Source organism: Aeromonas caviae (genome assembly GCF_000819785.1).
Classification (GTDB): domain Bacteria; phylum Pseudomonadota; class Gammaproteobacteria; order Enterobacterales; family Aeromonadaceae; genus Aeromonas; species Aeromonas caviae.
On record NZ_CDBK01000032.1, the window covers coordinates 17206 to 32172 of the forward strand.

12 protein-coding genes, 1 tRNA gene and 1 pseudogene are annotated in these 14967 nt (G+C 60.9%); 7 read left to right on the plus strand and 7 right to left on the minus strand.

The window, feature by feature from the left end:
- Positions 1-57: 57 nt before the first annotated feature.
- The gene (locus BN1120_RS03910) at positions 58-438 is read right to left on the minus strand and encodes a YgiW/YdeI family stress tolerance OB fold protein (RefSeq protein WP_039040598.1); all 381 of its coding nucleotides are present in this window, start codon (positions 436-438) and stop codon (positions 58-60) included.
- Positions 439-672: 234 nt separating this feature from the next.
- Between BN1120_RS03910 and BN1120_RS03915 the strand changes: the two genes are divergently transcribed.
- Together BN1120_RS03915 and ompA are read left to right on the plus strand one after the other, a co-directional pair.
- Entirely contained in the window at positions 673-1680 is a 1008-nt protein-coding gene (locus BN1120_RS03915) for an SGNH/GDSL hydrolase family protein (RefSeq protein WP_042014855.1), read from the plus strand.
- A gap of 278 nt (positions 1681-1958) precedes the next feature.
- Positions 1959-2990 (plus strand): porin OmpA, encoded by a 1032-nt coding sequence (gene ompA, locus BN1120_RS03920; protein ID WP_041211729.1) that lies wholly within the window; start codon positions 1959-1961, stop codon positions 2988-2990.
- Positions 2991-3045: 55 nt separating this feature from the next.
- On the opposite strand, the gene BN1120_RS03925 is transcribed toward ompA, so the two are convergent.
- From BN1120_RS03925 to BN1120_RS03935, 3 genes are read right to left on the minus strand one after another with little or no spacing between them, the layout of a single operon-like run.
- A complete protein-coding gene (locus BN1120_RS03925) occupies positions 3046-3615 on the minus strand; it encodes a PqiC family protein (protein ID WP_039040600.1) in 570 nt (189 codons plus the stop codon).
- Positions 3615-5261, minus strand: a complete 1647-nt coding sequence (pqiB, locus tag BN1120_RS03930; RefSeq protein WP_042014851.1) for an intermembrane transport protein PqiB — start codon at positions 5259-5261, stop codon at positions 3615-3617. Before pqiB ends, BN1120_RS03925 begins: the two co-directional genes overlap by 1 nt.
- Complete coding sequence (locus tag BN1120_RS03935; RefSeq protein ID WP_041211730.1) at positions 5254-6525, minus strand: paraquat-inducible protein A; 1272 nt, start codon at positions 6523-6525, stop codon at positions 5254-5256. The genes pqiB and BN1120_RS03935 overlap by 8 nt, the downstream gene beginning before the upstream one ends.
- A gap of 176 nt (positions 6526-6701) precedes the next feature.
- Here BN1120_RS03935 and hfq point away from each other — a divergent pair, with 176 nt between their 5' ends.
- Positions 6702-7061, plus strand: a complete 360-nt coding sequence (gene hfq / locus BN1120_RS03940) for an RNA chaperone Hfq (protein WP_039040603.1) — start codon at positions 6702-6704, stop codon at positions 7059-7061.
- Positions 7062-7197: 136 nt separating this feature from the next.
- Here hfq and BN1120_RS03945 read toward each other — a convergent pair whose 3' ends face one another.
- The 3 genes from BN1120_RS03945 to dapA form a co-directional block, all read right to left on the minus strand.
- On the minus strand, positions 7198-7788 hold the full coding sequence (locus BN1120_RS03945) for an HAD family hydrolase (RefSeq protein ID WP_042014853.1): 591 nt from the start codon (positions 7786-7788) through the stop codon (positions 7198-7200).
- Positions 7789-7970: 182 nt separating this feature from the next.
- Positions 7971-9617, minus strand: coding sequence for a sensor domain-containing diguanylate cyclase (locus BN1120_RS03950; protein WP_041211732.1), 1647 nt, complete (start codon positions 9615-9617; stop codon positions 7971-7973).
- A 95-nt stretch (positions 9618-9712) separates the two neighbouring features.
- Positions 9713-10585 carry a 4-hydroxy-tetrahydrodipicolinate synthase gene (dapA, locus tag BN1120_RS03955; RefSeq protein WP_039040606.1) on the minus strand — a complete coding sequence of 291 codons (873 nt, stop codon included), beginning with the start codon at positions 10583-10585 and terminating at the stop codon, positions 9713-9715.
- A gap of 278 nt (positions 10586-10863) precedes the next feature.
- Between dapA and rsmC the strand changes: the two genes are divergently transcribed.
- The 4 genes and pseudogenes from rsmC to BN1120_RS03975 all read left to right on the plus strand — a co-directional run bounded on the left by rsmC (position 10864) and on the right by BN1120_RS03975 (position 14911).
- Complete coding sequence (rsmC, locus tag BN1120_RS03960; RefSeq protein ID WP_042014854.1) at positions 10864-11892, plus strand: 16S rRNA (guanine(1207)-N(2))-methyltransferase RsmC; 1029 nt, start codon at positions 10864-10866, stop codon at positions 11890-11892.
- A 146-nt stretch (positions 11893-12038) separates the two neighbouring features.
- Positions 12039-13259, plus strand: a pseudogene (gene glgC, locus BN1120_RS03965) (glucose-1-phosphate adenylyltransferase); the annotation flags it as partial.
- Positions 13249-14709: a glycogen synthase GlgA gene (gene glgA / locus BN1120_RS03970; protein WP_039040607.1), complete on the plus strand. Its 1461-nt coding sequence runs from the start codon at positions 13249-13251 to the stop codon at positions 14707-14709. The pseudogene glgC and the gene glgA, both read left to right, overlap by 11 nt.
- A gap of 116 nt (positions 14710-14825) precedes the next feature.
- Positions 14826-14911: transfer RNA gene (locus BN1120_RS03975), tRNA-Leu, on the plus strand.
- Positions 14912-14967 lie beyond the last annotated feature (56 nt).

Below are 14967 nucleotides of genomic sequence, written 5' to 3' on the forward strand. Positions count from 1 at the left end.
TGGCATGCAAGAAGGGCGCTCCTGGAGCGCCCTTCTCATTTACTGTGGCCTGAAAGCTTACTTGGCGATAAAGCCGCCCTTGCTCAGGGGCGCTGCCCCCACCTTCTCCAGGTGTTCCACCTCGACTTCGGTCTTGTTCCAGCTGTGGTCCACCTCGCCGCGCACGCGGATCAGATCGTCAGGACCCACCTCGGTACCGCGCCACACGTCACCGTCCACCTCCACTTCCACCTCGCCGCTGTCGTCACGGAACAGGTAGTTTTCGCCACCCAGGTGTTTGACCAGCTTGCCTTCCAGGGTCACCCACTGATCATCGGCCACGTCTTTCAACTGGGCGACCGATACCTTGTTCTGCTCCTTGGGGCCGGTGTAGGCCGCCATGGCGAAGGAAGAGACGGACATCAGGGCCACCAGGGCGATTGCTTTTGCGTTGTTCATTTCATGCTCCTGTCTTTGCGGTATGAGGGCATCTTGCCCGGGGGCGCGTGAAACAAACGTGAAGCCTCCCCATTCAGGGAGGAGTGATGTGATCGCAAGCGATTAAATGGCCACGGCATGCTGCAAAAATGTATTCGAGTGGATACCTTTTCACCTGGCCATGCGGGTTCCCAGCCCGCCGCCATCGAGGAACAGCCCGCAGGCCCGCCCTGCCCCATCCATGAGAACAGCTACATGAACAAATGGCTTTTGTGTTTATTGGGTCTCTTCGCCCTCACGGCCCATGCCGCCGAGACGCGTCCCCCCTTCTCCCGCATCGTGATGTTCGGCGACAGCCTCTCCGATACCGGCAAGATGTACGACAAGATGCGCGGTTACCTCCCCTCCAGCCCGCCTTACCATCAGGGCCGCTTCTCCAACGGCCCGGTCTGGCTGGAGCAGCTCACCCAGCACTTCCCGGGCCTCGCCATCGCCAACGAGGCGGAAGGGGGCGCCACTGCCGTGGCCTACAACAAGATCTCCTGGAACCCCAAGTATCAGGTCATCAACAACCTGGACTACGAGGTGACCCAGTTCCTGCAAAAGGATGGCTTCAAGCCCGACGATCTGGTGATCCTCTGGGTCGGTGCCAACGACTACCTGGCCTATGGCTGGAACACCGAGCAGGATGCCAAGCGGGTGCGCGACGCCATCAGCGATGCGGCCAACCGCATGGTATTGAACGGTGCCAAGCAGATCTTGCTGTTCAACCTGCCGGATCTGGGCCAGAACCCCTCGGCCCGCAGCCAGAAAGTGGTCGAGGCAGCCAGCCATGTCTCCGCCTACCACAACCAGCTGCTGCTGAATCTGGCACGCCAGTTGGCTCCCACCGGCATGGTGAAATTATTCGAGATCGACAAGCAGTTCGCCGAGATGCTGCGCGAGCCACAGAACTTCGGCCTGAGCGACACCGAACACGCCTGCTATGGCGGCGGCTATGTGTGGAAGCCCTTTGCCTCCCGCAGCGCCGCCACCGACAGTCGACTGGCCCCCTTCAATCCCGAGGAGCGCCTTGCCATCGCCGGCAACCCTCTGCTGGCTCAGGCCGTCGCAACGCCCATGGCGCGCCGCAGTGCGGGCGAGCTGAACTGTGAAGGCAAGATGTTCTGGGACCAGGTCCACCCCACCACAGTGGTACACGCCGCCCTGAGCGAGCGGGCTGCCGCCTTCATCGAACAGGAGTACGAATTCCGCCCTCGATAACGGAGGCCATCCTGCCAGGGCCGGCGCCTAGCCGGCCCTCTTGCCGACAAGGGTAAGCAATCCATATGACACCCATCACAGATTCGAGTCACGGTTCCCCGGCGGTCTTCTGTCTCCACTATGATGCAGATGGATATCACAATATGTTTTATATCAGTTGCTTGTAGATCGAGAAAAGCGAGCTACGTTTAAACGTGTTGTGGTCGAACACAGGCCCAACCCACGAGGCGAGGCGACATGAATTCGCGCTCCCCACACACAAGATTGCAGAGGCATCTATGAACAAAACACTGATTACCTTGCTGGTTTCAGGCTTGCTTGCGGCCAACGCCCAGGCAGCCGGACAAGACAACACCTGGTATGGCGGTGCCAAACTGGGTTGGTCCAACTTCTACGGTGTCGATGAAAGCAATTCCATCGCCATCACCGACAAAGACGACGATGAAGTCGGCGCCGGTGCCTTCGCCGGTTACCAGATCAACCAGAATCTGGGTGTCGAACTCGGTTATGACTACCTTGGCAAGCTCAAGTACAGCGGCACCCGCAATGGCGCGGCCTTCAATGACTCCGTGCAAGCCCAGCTGGCCCAGCTCACGCTGAAACTGGGGTTCCCGGTTGCGGACAATCTGGACCTTTACGGCCGTGTCGGGGGCGGCTATGGCTGGACCGACAGCGATCAGCTCGAAAACGACAGCCGCTTCACCTTCGTCGGCGCGCTCGGTGCGGAGTATGCCCTGAGCCTGGATTGGGCAGCCCGCCTCGAATACCAGTACAGCACCCCATATGGCAGCCGTGACGATACCGGCCTGCGCATGGACAACGGCCTGCTCTCCCTGGCCGCCGTCTATCGCTTCGGTCAGGTTGCACCGGCTCTGCCGGTCGCAGCTCCCGCCCCCGCGCCCGAGCCCGTGATGGTCGACAAGCAGTTCACCCTGAGCTCGGACGTGCTGTTTGACTTCAACAAGGCCACCCTCAAGCCCCAGGCCGGGCAGGCCCTGGATACCCTCTACAGCCAGATTGAAGAGGCCAGGCCCAAAGACGGGTCGGCCACCGTCATCGGCTATACCGACCGCATCGGCTCCGAGGCCTACAACCAGAAGTTGTCCGAGCAGCGTGCCCGGACCGTGGCCGATTACCTGATTGGCAAGGGCCTGCCGGCCGGCAAGGTCAATGTGGAAGGGCGTGGCAAGCAGTCTCCCGTCACCGGCGACAGCTGCACCAGCAAATCCAAGCGCGAGCTGATCGTCTGCCTGGCCCCGGATCGCCGGGTAGAGGTCAAGGTACAGGGCGTCTCGGAAGTACAGCAATAACGACGACCCCAAACAAAACGGGAGGCCATGGCCTCCCGTCTTTTTTTATGCTTCCTCAGATGCGCGTGCGCACATCCGCCGCAATCTGATCGAGCAACAGTTGCCAGCCCTGCCCCAGCTCGTTCACCAGGGCGCCATACCCATCGGCAGGCAGCACCCGCTCCTGCTGGAAGGGAACATCTCTCAACACGACCCCCTCCTCCGTCAGCAGGCGCCAGCGACCGCTAAGCAGGGCGCGGCCGTCGTGCCGCCCCTGGAAACGCTCGACCGAGATGCTCAGCACAGGCCCCTTGCGGGCCCCGTCCTGACGCACCACCCAGCCAGGCAGGCGGCTGGAGAGGCCATTGAGGGTCAATTGGTTCAACTGGGCATCGAGGGAACCTGCCCAGCGATGGTACTCGGCAAAGTGCAGCTCCTTGCCCTCCAGCTGATAGACCAGGCTCATCCGGTCAAGCTGACCGGACAGGGCGACGGGGCGCAGCACCAACTGGTGCTGCGGCTGCGCCGTGGTGACACTCGACGGCGCCGTGTCGGCATCCAGCGAATAGTAATGCAGCGTCGTCGGGGCACTGCCACATCCCGCCAGCAGGCCCAGCAAGGCCAGCGTCATCATCCGTTTTTTCATCATTTTCCTCGCTTGGGCTCGGGATCCCGCGGACGAGCGCGGTCAAAGATCAGTGAACTCGGCTGCTCGTTCAGTGAATGGACCAGAGGTTGCAACTCGCTCATCAGCTGGTTGAAGGATTGCACCGACTGGCGCAGTTCCTGATTAGTCTGGGAACCGGCATCATAGGTCTGCAACGTCTCCTGCAACTGCTTGAGGCTCTGGTTGAGGGAGGCCGGCAACTGCTGGGTCGACTGCTGACCGGTAAACTGCTCCAGATTCGCACTCACGGCACTGACATGCTTGAGCGTCTTGTCCAGCGTCATCAGGGTGCTGTTGACCTGAGTGAGGGTGGTGGCCATGTCCATGTCGACGAACTTGTCGAGGATGAGATTCACCTTGCGTTCGATCTGATCCAGCCCGGCCTGGGCGGTCGGGAAGACCTGATAGCCCGCCATCTTGAGCGGCTGATAGACAGGCGCATCCGGATAGAAGTTCAGATCGATCACCTTGCCCCCCGTCAGCAGGCTGGCGGTCTTGAGGCTGGCCCTCAACCCTTCCTTGAACTGCTTGTTGAACAGGGCCCGCCACTGCTCCTTCTCCGCATTGGCATAACGGTGGGAGAGACGCTGCACCTCGATGCGAGCCAGCACCGGGATCTGCCGGCTCTTGAACAGCTGGACGCCCTTGTCGTCGATGAGATAGGGAGCCGAGATGACGGTACCGACCCGGATGCCGCGATACTGTACCGCCGCGCCGGGATGCAGCCCGCCCACATCATTGTCGAACAGGAAGACATAGTCGATGAACTGATCCAGGCTACCGGCCAGCACGCTCTCCTCGTCCTTGAACAGCACGAACTCGTCGTTCTGTTTCACCGGTTCCCCCGGCAACCAGCCGGGAGGCAGCCCCATGGTGATGCCGCCGTTGATCAGGCTCTCCAGCGAGTCCATCTTCACCTTCATCCCCTCGCTGCTCATGGAGACCTCGAAGCCGGGCGTCAACCAGAACCGGGAGTTGCTGCTCACCAGGACGTCATAAGGCGCGTTGATGAAGAGCTGGTACTGCATCTCGCTCTTCTCGGGCAGGAACTTGGCCTCTTCGACCTGGCCGATGGTGAATCCCTGATAGCTGATGGGGGAACCCGCGCCCAGCGCGTTGGCATCCCGGCTGGACAGGGAGAGCCGCAATCCCCTGGCATCCAGGGATGCCAGGGGCGGCCTGTCCAGCATGGCGTATTCGCTTCGCGCCCTGCCCTTCTTGCCGGGAGAAAGCTCGATATAGGCACCGGAGAGCAAGGTGCCAAGACCGGAAACGCCCTCACGCCCGACCCTGGGCTTGACCACCCAGAACTGGCTGTCTTTCTTGAGCATGCCGGCGGCGGCATTGGTCAGGCGAGCCTTGAGCACGGCATGGCTATAGTCCTCGCTGAGCTCCACCGTCTCGATACGGCCCACCTCCACTTCACGAGAACGGATCACCGTCTTGCCCGCCACTATGCCCTCGGCGGTCGCCACCGTCAGGGTGAAGCTCGGCCCTTGTGAATACCAGTGCTGGAACAGCATCCAGGCGCCGATGAAGAGCGCCAGCAAGGGCACCATCCAGATAGCGGCAGCCGAACTCATGAAATCAGAGCCCGGTTTCCACCTTGTCTTACGCTCACTCACGTTCGCGTTCTCCTTGTTGTAAATCCCAGATCAGGCGGGAATCGAAACTCATGGCAGCCACCATGGTGACCAGTACGACCCCGGCAAAGGCGACGGCCGCAGGGCCAGGGTAGATGGTCATCAGATTGTCGAGCCGGATGAGACCGGCCAGGATGGCCACCACGAAGACGTCGATCATCGACCAGCGCCCCACAAATTCGGTCATGCGATAGAGTTTGAGCTTGCCGAGGGGAGATGCCCCCTGGCCGCGCTGCACCACGTAGCAGAGCCACAGCAGCGCCAGGATCTTCACCAGCGGCACCACCACGCTCGCGAAGAAGATGACGGCGGCAATGGGGTAGGAGCCCATGGCCCACAGCAGCACCACCCCGCCCATGATGGTCGAGGGGCTGTCATCCCCCAAGAACACGGTGTCCATGATGGGATAAAGGTTGGCTGGGACATAGAGGATCACCGAGGTGATCAGCAGGGCCCAGGTGCGGTTAAGACCACCCGGCTTGCGGCTGTGCAGGTGATCCCCGCAGCGAACGCAACTATGGGCATCCTGCTCGTTCAGGGCGCCGCAGATGTGACAGCCCACCAGACCGCACGACAGGGCGCTCTCCTCGGGATCCAGCTCCCTCGCCGCCGTCGGACCGAACAGCCGCTGCCACAGCCACATCCGATCCAGGGAGGAGATCATCTTGATGAGCAGCAGGGTGTAGCCAACAAAGGCCCAGAACGACAGCCCCATCTTGATGTCGGCCATCCCCATCAGCTTGACCAGAGAGATGAGCACGCCGATGAGGAAGACGTCCACCATCAGCCAGGGCTTGATCCGGCACAGCAGGCGGCCAAGGGAGCGCAGGGCCTTGCTGTGCAGATCCTTGTCCAGGCGCCACAGCACCAGCATGATGGAGCCGATATAGACCAGCGGCAACCCGATCAGGGTAATGCTCAGCACGGCCCCGAGGAACAGGTAGCCTTGATCCACCAGGGTGGTGATGCACTGCAGGAAGGTCATCTCCTGCCCCACCCCCTTGGCCGAGAACGACATGAAGGTAAAGGCGTTGGAGAGCACGAACATGATGATGGCCGCAAAGCCATAGGCGATGGGCCTGCGCTCCTGCTCCGGCAGATGACGAGTCAGGGTATGCCCGCAGCGCGGACAACTGCTCGTCTCCCCCACGGCCAGCTCGGTGGCCGGCACCAGCAGGTCACACTCTTCGCAGGCGGTCGCGTCATGGGTATAGGTGGGTGGATGTTGGTGTGAAACCGGATGCAAGATAAGACCCCAGCATGAGGCCCGCCACGGGGCCAGAGCCGCCAATTATTGCAGCAGCGGCCCCTGCCGACCAGCCCTGTCGTTGTCCATCCTGCCCGGGTGTGAGAATGACTTTGACAAGGCAGTGCCCATTTAGCACAATCAAACGCCACTTTTTTTCCGCGGGACAATAATTTATGACAACTGAATCCCCAAGCTACTCCACTATCGAGCAGGCCTTCTCCCTCGGGAACGGGCAAGATTCTGCCCTCAACTGGTTGCGCAAAAACCGTAGCCAGGTCGCCATCTTCCTGGTGAGCGGCATCAAGCTGGAGGGGACCATCAGCGGTTTTGACCAGTACAGCGTGCTGTTGACCGATGCCCATGGCAATCAGCAACTGGTCTACAAGGCCAAGATTTCCACCATTGCCATGCACTCCGGCCGTCCTGCCGTCAGCATCCAGCGGGCCCGCAAGCCACGGGTTTCCATGGCGCCGCGCCCCCATGGCGCCCCCAGCCGTTATGACGACAACCAGGGTGGCGGCAGCGAGCAGTAAATCTCGCCCCCGCCCATCCTGACGGTGTCGCTGCGTCAGCCAGTGACATCTGCTCCCCACTCTCATGTTTCGCCTGTCCCGTATGAGAGTGGGGCTTCTCTCCCGAGCCGGTTGTTGACCCGCTCGTCTTCGTCACTCAGTAGGTCAACCCGACCGGTTTTCCCTCTCTGACCATGCAGATCTGCATGCCGGCCGCTTCACCGGCCTGTGCGCCTATGCCCGTGTCCTCGAACACCAGACATTGATCGGGCTCGACCCCCAGGCGTCGCGCCACCAGCAGGAAGGTGTCTGGATGGGGTTTGTGCAGCTCCACGTCGTCGGCGGTGACCACCACGGGGAAATACCGATCCAGCCCTGTGTTGCGCAGCACCGCTTCGGCATTGATGCGGGGGGAACCTGTCCCTATGCCCATGGGGATCCGGCCGTGATAGCGTTCCACCAGATCCAGCATGGCCGGGAAGGGGGTGGCCTTGTGCAGGTTGGCGACATAGTGTTCGGTCTTGCAGCGTGTCACCACCAGGGGATCCAGCGCGATCTGCTGCACTTCGGCCACCAGCAGGGCTATCTTGCGGCTGGGCATGCCTCCCAGCTCATAAAACCAGTCGGCGTCGAACCGAAAGCCAAACTCGCGGGCGGTGTGCTCCCAGGCGGCCAGGTGCAAGGGCATGGAGTCCACCAGTGTGCCGTCGAGGTCGAAAACCAGGCCTTGAAATCCGGATAGGGTCATGGTGCAGGATCTGTCTGTGAAAAATGGGCCCCCATTCTAGCCAGAGCGCGGGCGCATCGCCATGCGCCAGATGGCGAGAAACGCTTGCTACCTCATTTATACAGAGCGGCGTGGATCTGAGAGCCCGCACGTATACAGATCAGCATGGATCTGATGCCGGGCAGGCAGCCCCCACGCAGGTGTCAGCGATAGGCCAGGGTACAGGCCCGCCCTTGTGATTTGGCGTGATAGAGTGCCTGATCCGCCTGCTCGGTCAGGGTTTGCCACTCCTTGTCCGATGACGGGACCAGATAGCTGAACCCGATGCTGACGGTGAGTGTCGCCGCCACCCGGGAGGCCGGATGGGGAATCTGCAAGGCGTCAAGGCCGTGGTGGATCTGCTCCGCCAGCCGCTCCGCCTCTCCCGGCTGCGGTGAACACAGCAGGATGACAAACTCCTCCCCCCCATAGCGGGCCACCAGGTTGGTACGCCGCCGCTCGGTGTCCTGCAGCAGTGCCGCCACCCGCTGCAGGCACTGATCCCCCTTGCCGTGGCCGAAGTGATCGTTGTAGGACTTGAACTCGTCCACATCGATCATCAGCACCGCCAGCACGCCCTGATGGCGGCGAGCCCGCTCCCACTCCCGCTCCATGGTGATGTCCCATTGGCGGCGGTTGGCGATGCCAGTCAGGGGATCTTCCAGAGACAGCAGGGAGAGGCGCCGGTTGGCCTCCTCCAGCGCCCGGTTGGTATCGGCCAGCTGCCGGGTCCGCTCCTGCACCCTCAGCTCCAGCTCCCGATTGAAGCGCTCAAGTTTCTCCTGGGTGCGCTGGCGGATCAGCAACTGGGAGAGCACGGCGGCATACTGCTTGAAGATCTCGCTCTGATACGCCTTGAGGGGGCGCCGCCAGAGCAGGTTGTCGGCGGCAATCCAGCCGATGGGGGTACTCCCGTCCCAGAGCGACACCATGGCGTTCCAGCCGCGACCCACCTCCTGCTTCTCGTAATAGAGAGGCGTGTCCTCCAGCACCAGGACATAGTCCTTACGACGCAGCGCCTCCTGCACCGTGGGGTGATCCGGAATGGGGCTGATGAAATGGCGCTCGTCGATGAGCTCACCCGCCTCGTTGGTACCCCAGGTACCGTGCATGGTCTTGAATTCACTGTCAGTCAGGAAGATGGCGATGCGATCGAACTGCAACTCCTGGCGGGCCAGTGCCACCGCGTCGTGCAGCAAACGATCCTCGCTCTCGCAGCGGGAGAGCTTGACCCCCACCTGATGCAGCGCCTGCAGCATGCTGAGGAAAGAGTCCTGCAGGGCCTGGCTGCGCACGAGGTCTGCCTGGGTGTGGAGCCGCTGATCCCGCTCCAGATCCACCTGTCCCGCGAGTCGCCGACTCTCGAGCTCGGCGGCGAGATAATGCATGAGCAGCTGGATGCTCTGTTGCTGGCGTCTTGGCAGGCGATCGAGACGACGGCGGGTTTCCAGATAGACCACAGCCTCCAGCCCTTTGTGACGCTTGAGGGGGAAGCTCGCTCGCAGGCGCGGGATCTCGGGTTCTACGCTCTCCCGCTCCCAGATGGCACGGGTCGGCGCGATGGGCTCCACCAGCAACTGGCCGAGCGCAAGGGAACGTTCGATGAAGAGGATGGGCAACTCGAGGGAAGAGAGGATGTCGGCGCTCAGGCAGAGCAGACCCTGTTCCGGGCGATAGTGATAGAGCTGGGGCGTCGGAGCACGCAGCCACAGATAGATCTGTTCAGCCTCTGTTTTTTCCCTGACCGCAGACAAGGTCACTTCACAGAGATGTTCAAAACTGGTGAAGTGCTCCGGATCCCATTCTTCCATGCCAAATCATCCTTGGTTGTATCCAAGCGAGTATATCGGCAAAGCCCGGCCATTAATTGACCGGGCAATCAAAAGCGAGATCCAGAGCCCAGTTTTTACAACAGATTCAATGCCTGCATGGCACTGCGGATGCGCTCGCGGGTGGCCTCGGAGAGCGGCATCACCGGCAGACGGCACTCTTCGCTGCACAGACCCAGCAGGGAGACCGCATACTTGGCCCCTGCGGGGCTCGGCTCGGCGAACATGGCCTGGTGCAGCGGAATGAGCTTGTCCTGCAATTCGCGGGCAGCTTGCCACTCACCGGCCAGCGCCAGGTTCTGCACCTCGGCCACCAGCTTGGGGGCCACGTTGGCCGTCACCGAGATGCAACCCTGGCCACCACCGATGTTGTAGGCCACGGCGGTGGCGTCTTCACCGGAGAGCCAGGCAAACGGCTTCTTGATGAGCTGGCGTTCAACCCAGGGGCGGGCCAGATCACCGGTGGCATCCTTCACGCCGGCAATGCGCGGCAACTCGGCCAGACGGGCCAGGGTCGCCGGCTGCACGTCAACGATGGCGCGGGGCGGAATGTTGTAGACGATGATGGGTTTGGTGGTGGCGTCGTGCACCGCCTTGAAGTGGTGGTAGAGCCCTTCCTGATTGGGGCGGTTGTAGTAACCGGCCACATGCAGGGTGGCATCCGCCCCCATCTGCTCGGCATAGCGGGTGTATTCAATGGCTTCAACCGGGTTGTTGGAGCCTGCACCTGCGATCACGGGAATGCGCCCGGCCACCAGCTTGACCACCAGCTCCACCACGCGGCAATGCTCATCGTGGGTCAGGGTCGGGCTCTCCCCGGTCGTGCCGACCGGCACTATGCCATGGGTTCCCTGCTCTATGTGCCACTCCACCAGGCGAGCCAGTGCGGCCTCGTCCAGCTGGCCCTGTCGAAATGGGGTGATCAGGGCAACTATCGAACCTTGAAACATGGGATTTCCTTCTCCTAAACAGATGGATTGGTCAATAAAAAGCCCCGGTACGGGAGTCGCTACCGGGGCTTGAATCGTCTCAGGGATGAGAGGTTACGCGCGCACGCCAGCAGGCCCGATTGTCAGGCTGTGTTTATGCTTTCGTTTCGATACGCATGACCGCATTGCATCATCTCTGGGTAAATAAGGCGTCTGGGCATATTTCGGGAACACGACATAAATGTCAAGGCGAAAGCGGCCATGTATAATGGCCGCCCAAAAATGCGTGGAGATACCCAATGAGCCGTCCTGTCAGTGCCGTCAGTCAGATGCTGGAACGTAACCAAGCCCTCTTTGTCGGCAAGCGGCTGTTGGTGTGCGGTGCCCTGGAGGATGATTATCCTCGTCAACTGGCCGAGCTGGCACAAAGCCTGACCGTCTTCACCACGGATTACTGCTATTACCGCAGCCAGCAGGCCGTTCTGGGAGACGCCATCCTGTTCGATCACCAGCTGGGTGGCGCCCCCCGATTCGATGCCCTGCTGCTGCTGATGCCCAAGGCCAAGGCCGAGGCGCAATACCTGCTGGCCATGATGACGCCGCTGCTCGAAAGCGGGGCCGACCTGTTCCTCGCCGGCGAGAACCGGGGCGGCATCAACGGAGCAGACAAGCTGCTGGCACCTTATGGCGAGAAACCGATCAAGCGCGACTCTGCGCGCCGCTGCTCTCTCTACCACGGCACGCTCGACAAACCGGTCGTCCCCTTCGAGCTGGACGCCTGGTTCAGTCGCTATGAGTGCCAGGCGGGCGACACCACCCTGACCGTCATGGCCCTGCCTGGGGTCTTCAGTGCAGACGGCCTGGATCTCGGCACCCAGATGCTGCTGGCGAGCCTCCCCCCCGTAACGGGCAAGCTGCTCGACTTTGGCTGCGGCGCCGGCGTCATCGGTTCCGTGCTGGCCAAGCGCAACCCGGCCCTGGCTGTCACCATGGTGGATATCAATGCCCTGGCACTGGAGTCCAGCCGCCGAACCCTGGCGGTCAACGGTCTGAGCGGACGTGTTCATGCCTCCGATGTCTATTCCGACATTGCCGAAACATTCCAACAGATTGTCTCGAATCCCCCCTTCCATGCCGGGCTCAAGACCTTCTACGCCGCCACCGAAACCTTCCTGGCAAAGGCACCTGAGTACCTGACCGCAAATGGCGCCCTGACCATAGTCGCCAATGCCTTCCTGCGATACCAGCCTATACTGGATGCGCACTTCAAACAGACCGAGGTGATCGCGGGCGATGCCAAATTCAAGGTGTATCTGAGCAAAGCTTAAAGAAGTGCAACGGTTGTAATAAAACAAGTAGAGAGTGCCAGACGGGATCTGTTAAGGTACCAAGAAAACGTTTACCACCCCTTTAGGGGTGTTTTTTCGCAGCAACATGAAAACCTTTTCAACATCATGATCTCAGGGAGAGAACGACGATGGCAGGCATACTCACCATGATACTGGCAGGCGGTGAAGGTACCCGACTGCAACCGCTGACCACCACCCGCAGCAAACCCTCCGTACCCTTTGGCGGCAGTTACCGGTTGATCGACTTCGTGCTCAACAACTTCGTCAACGCCGACTTCCTGCGCATCTATGTACTCACCCAGTTCAAGTCCCAGTCCCTTTATCTGCACATGAAGAAGGGCTGGAACATCGTCGGCATCACGGATCGCTTCATCGACCCCATTCCGGCCCAGATGCGAATGGGCAAACGCTGGTATGACGGCACCGCAGACGCCATTTACCAGAACCTGCGCTTCATCGAGATCTCCGACCCCGAGCACGTCTGCATCTTCGGCTCCGATCACATCTACAAGATGGACGTGAGCCAGATGGTGAGCTTCCACAAGCAGAAAGCGGCCGCCCTGACCGTCGCTGCCCTGCGCATGCCCATCGAGGAAGCAAGCGCCTTCGGGGTGATCGAGGTTGATCAGGAAGGGCGCATGATTGGCTTTGAAGAAAAGCCCCGTCACCCGAAACACATACCCGGGGATCCCACCCAGGCCCTGGTCTCCATGGGCAACTACATCTTCGAGACCGAGGCCCTCTATCGGGAGCTCAAGCGGGATGCCGCCGAGGAGAACTCCAGTCACGATTTCGGCAAGGACATCATTCCCAGCCTGTTCCCCCGTGCCCCCGTCTATGTCTATGACTACAGCACCAACGTGATCCCGGGCGAGAAGCCCAACGTCTACTGGCGCGATGTGGGGACGCTCGACTCTTACTGGCAGGCGCACATGGACCTGGTGGCCGATGATGCCCCCTTCTCTCTCTACAATCGCAAGTGGCCGCTGCACACCCATTACCCGCCCCTGCCCCCCGCCACCTTCATCGATACCGACGACTGCAAGGTCAAGATCGCCAACTCCCTGATCTCCGGTGGCTGCTTCATTCAGGGCAGCCAGATCCAGCGATCCATACTGGGATTTCGCTGCAACATAGGCCCCTGCAGCCACATCAGTGAATCCGTGCTGCTGGGGGATGTGAAAATCGGCGAAGGTTGCTCCATTCGCCGCGCCATCATCGACAAAAACGTTGAAATTGCACCCGGCACCGTGATCGGTGAGAATCTGGACCATGACAGAGAGCGGTTTACCGTATCCGAAGGCGGTATCGTCGTGGTACCTAAGGGAGCAAGAGTTGGCTATTAACCCACTGAAAATCCTGTTTGTAGCCTCGGAGGTTGAGGGGCTGGTGAAGACCGGGGGCCTGGCAGATGTGGCCAAGGCCCTGCCGCAGCATCTCGCCCGTCAGGGGCACGATGTGCGCATCATTATGCCCTTCTACAAGACCATCAAGCGCCGGGACGAGGCCACCCTCCTCGCCTCACGCTGGCTCCCCACCCCCCAGGATCGCAGTGATATCAGCTATCGCATCCATCAGCTGGAACTGGACGGGATTTGCGTCTATCTTCTCGATTGCCCGCACTATTTCGACCGCCCCCAGCTCTATGCCGAGAACAACCAGGCCTATCCCGACAACGGTGAACGCTTTGCCTTTCTGGCCGCGGCGGCCCTGCATGCGTGCGAACAGCTGGGTTTCGCTCCCGACATCGCCCACTGCAACGACTGGCACACCGGTCTGCTGCCGCTGCTGCTGAAAACCCGTCATGCCCACAACCCCTTCTTCCAGCGCACCCGGTCGGTCATCAGCATTCACAACGCGGCCTTTCAGGGCGTGTTCGATCGCCAGCAGTTCTGGGCCGTGCCGGAAATCCACGACTACGAGCAGCGCATCAACTACGACTATGGTCACATCAATCTGCTCAAGTGCGGTGTGCTCTACGCAGACAAGATCAATGCGGTCAGCCCCAACTACGCCAGCGAGCTGCTGACACACCTGGGCGCTCACGGCATGGCCAGCGTATTCCAGCAGCGGGCAGCTGACCTGCGTGGCATCCTCAACGGCTGTGACTATCAGGACTGGGATCCCGCCTTCGATCCTCTGTTGCCCGCCACCTATGATGCCGACAACCTGGATGGTAAACACACCTGCAAGCGCATCCTGCAGCAGGAGACGGGGCTCCCCGTTGGCAACCTCCCCATCTATGGCATGGTGTGTCGACTGACCGAGCAGAAAGGAGTACACCTGCTCATCCCAGCGCTAGACAAGTTCTTGCAGCATCAGGTCCAGGTAGTGATCGTTGGCTCCGGTGATCCCTCTCTCGCCGCCCAGTTGCAAAGCATTGCCCAGCAGCATCCCGACAAGTTTGCCTTCATCAATGCCTATGACGACCGTCTGGCCCACCTGGTGGAGGCCGGCGCCGACTTCTTCCTGATGCCTTCTCTGTTCGAGCCATGCGGGCTCAACCAGATGTACAGTCTGGCCTATGGCACCCTGCCCCTGGTGAGGGCTGTCGGCGGATTGAAAGATACCGTCGTGGACTGGGATGCCGACCCGACGCACGCGACCGGTTTCTGCTTCAACGATCCCACTGCCAGCACCTTGCTCGATGCCATGCGCCGCAGCCTGCTCCATTATCTGCAGGAGCCGGCACGTTTTGCCCGTGTGCAGCACCACGCCATGAACACCCGCTTCGACTGGGCAGACTCCGTCATCCTGTATGAACAGATGTATCAGGATGCGCTGGCCACCGTCTGACGCCGATTGCTGAAGTTTTGTGCCCTTGGCACGCCTTTATCCGTCAACAGCGAAAAAAGTCCCCTTTGGCTGTTGACGCCCCCCCAAAACTCTATAGAATCCCCCACCGCAGTGATGCGAAGGTGGCGGAATTGGTAGACGCGCTAGCTTCAGGTGTTAGTGTCCCACGGATGTGAGGGTTCGAGTCCCTCTCTTCGCACCATACTGCAACATGCTCTTATCAGACGGCATGTAAATTCAGACTGATAACCCGATGTG

Excerpts from the sequence above, each read along its gene's own strand:
- BN1120_RS03925 (WP_039040600.1), bottom strand. The coding sequence starts at position 3,615 with ATGAAAAAACGGATGATGACGCTGGCCTTGCTGGGCCTGCTGGCGGGA.
- BN1120_RS03915 (WP_042014855.1), top strand. The coding sequence starts at position 673 with ATGAACAAATGGCTTTTGTGTTTATTGGGTCTCTTCGCCCTCACGGCC.
- rsmC (WP_042014854.1), top strand. The coding sequence starts at position 10,864 with ATGAGCCGTCCTGTCAGTGCCGTCAGTCAGATGCTGGAACGTAACCAA.
- dapA (WP_039040606.1), bottom strand. The coding sequence starts at position 10,585 with ATGTTTCAAGGTTCGATAGTTGCCCTGATCACCCCATTTCGACAGGGC.
- ompA (WP_041211729.1), top strand. The coding sequence starts at position 1,959 with ATGAACAAAACACTGATTACCTTGCTGGTTTCAGGCTTGCTTGCGGCC.
- BN1120_RS03910 (WP_039040598.1), bottom strand. The coding sequence starts at position 438 with ATGAACAACGCAAAAGCAATCGCCCTGGTGGCCCTGATGTCCGTCTCT.
- BN1120_RS03945 (WP_042014853.1), bottom strand. The coding sequence starts at position 7,788 with ATGACCCTATCCGGATTTCAAGGCCTGGTTTTCGACCTCGACGGCACA.
- hfq (WP_039040603.1), top strand. The coding sequence starts at position 6,702 with ATGACAACTGAATCCCCAAGCTACTCCACTATCGAGCAGGCCTTCTCC.
- BN1120_RS03950 (WP_041211732.1), bottom strand. The coding sequence starts at position 9,617 with ATGGAAGAATGGGATCCGGAGCACTTCACCAGTTTTGAACATCTCTGT.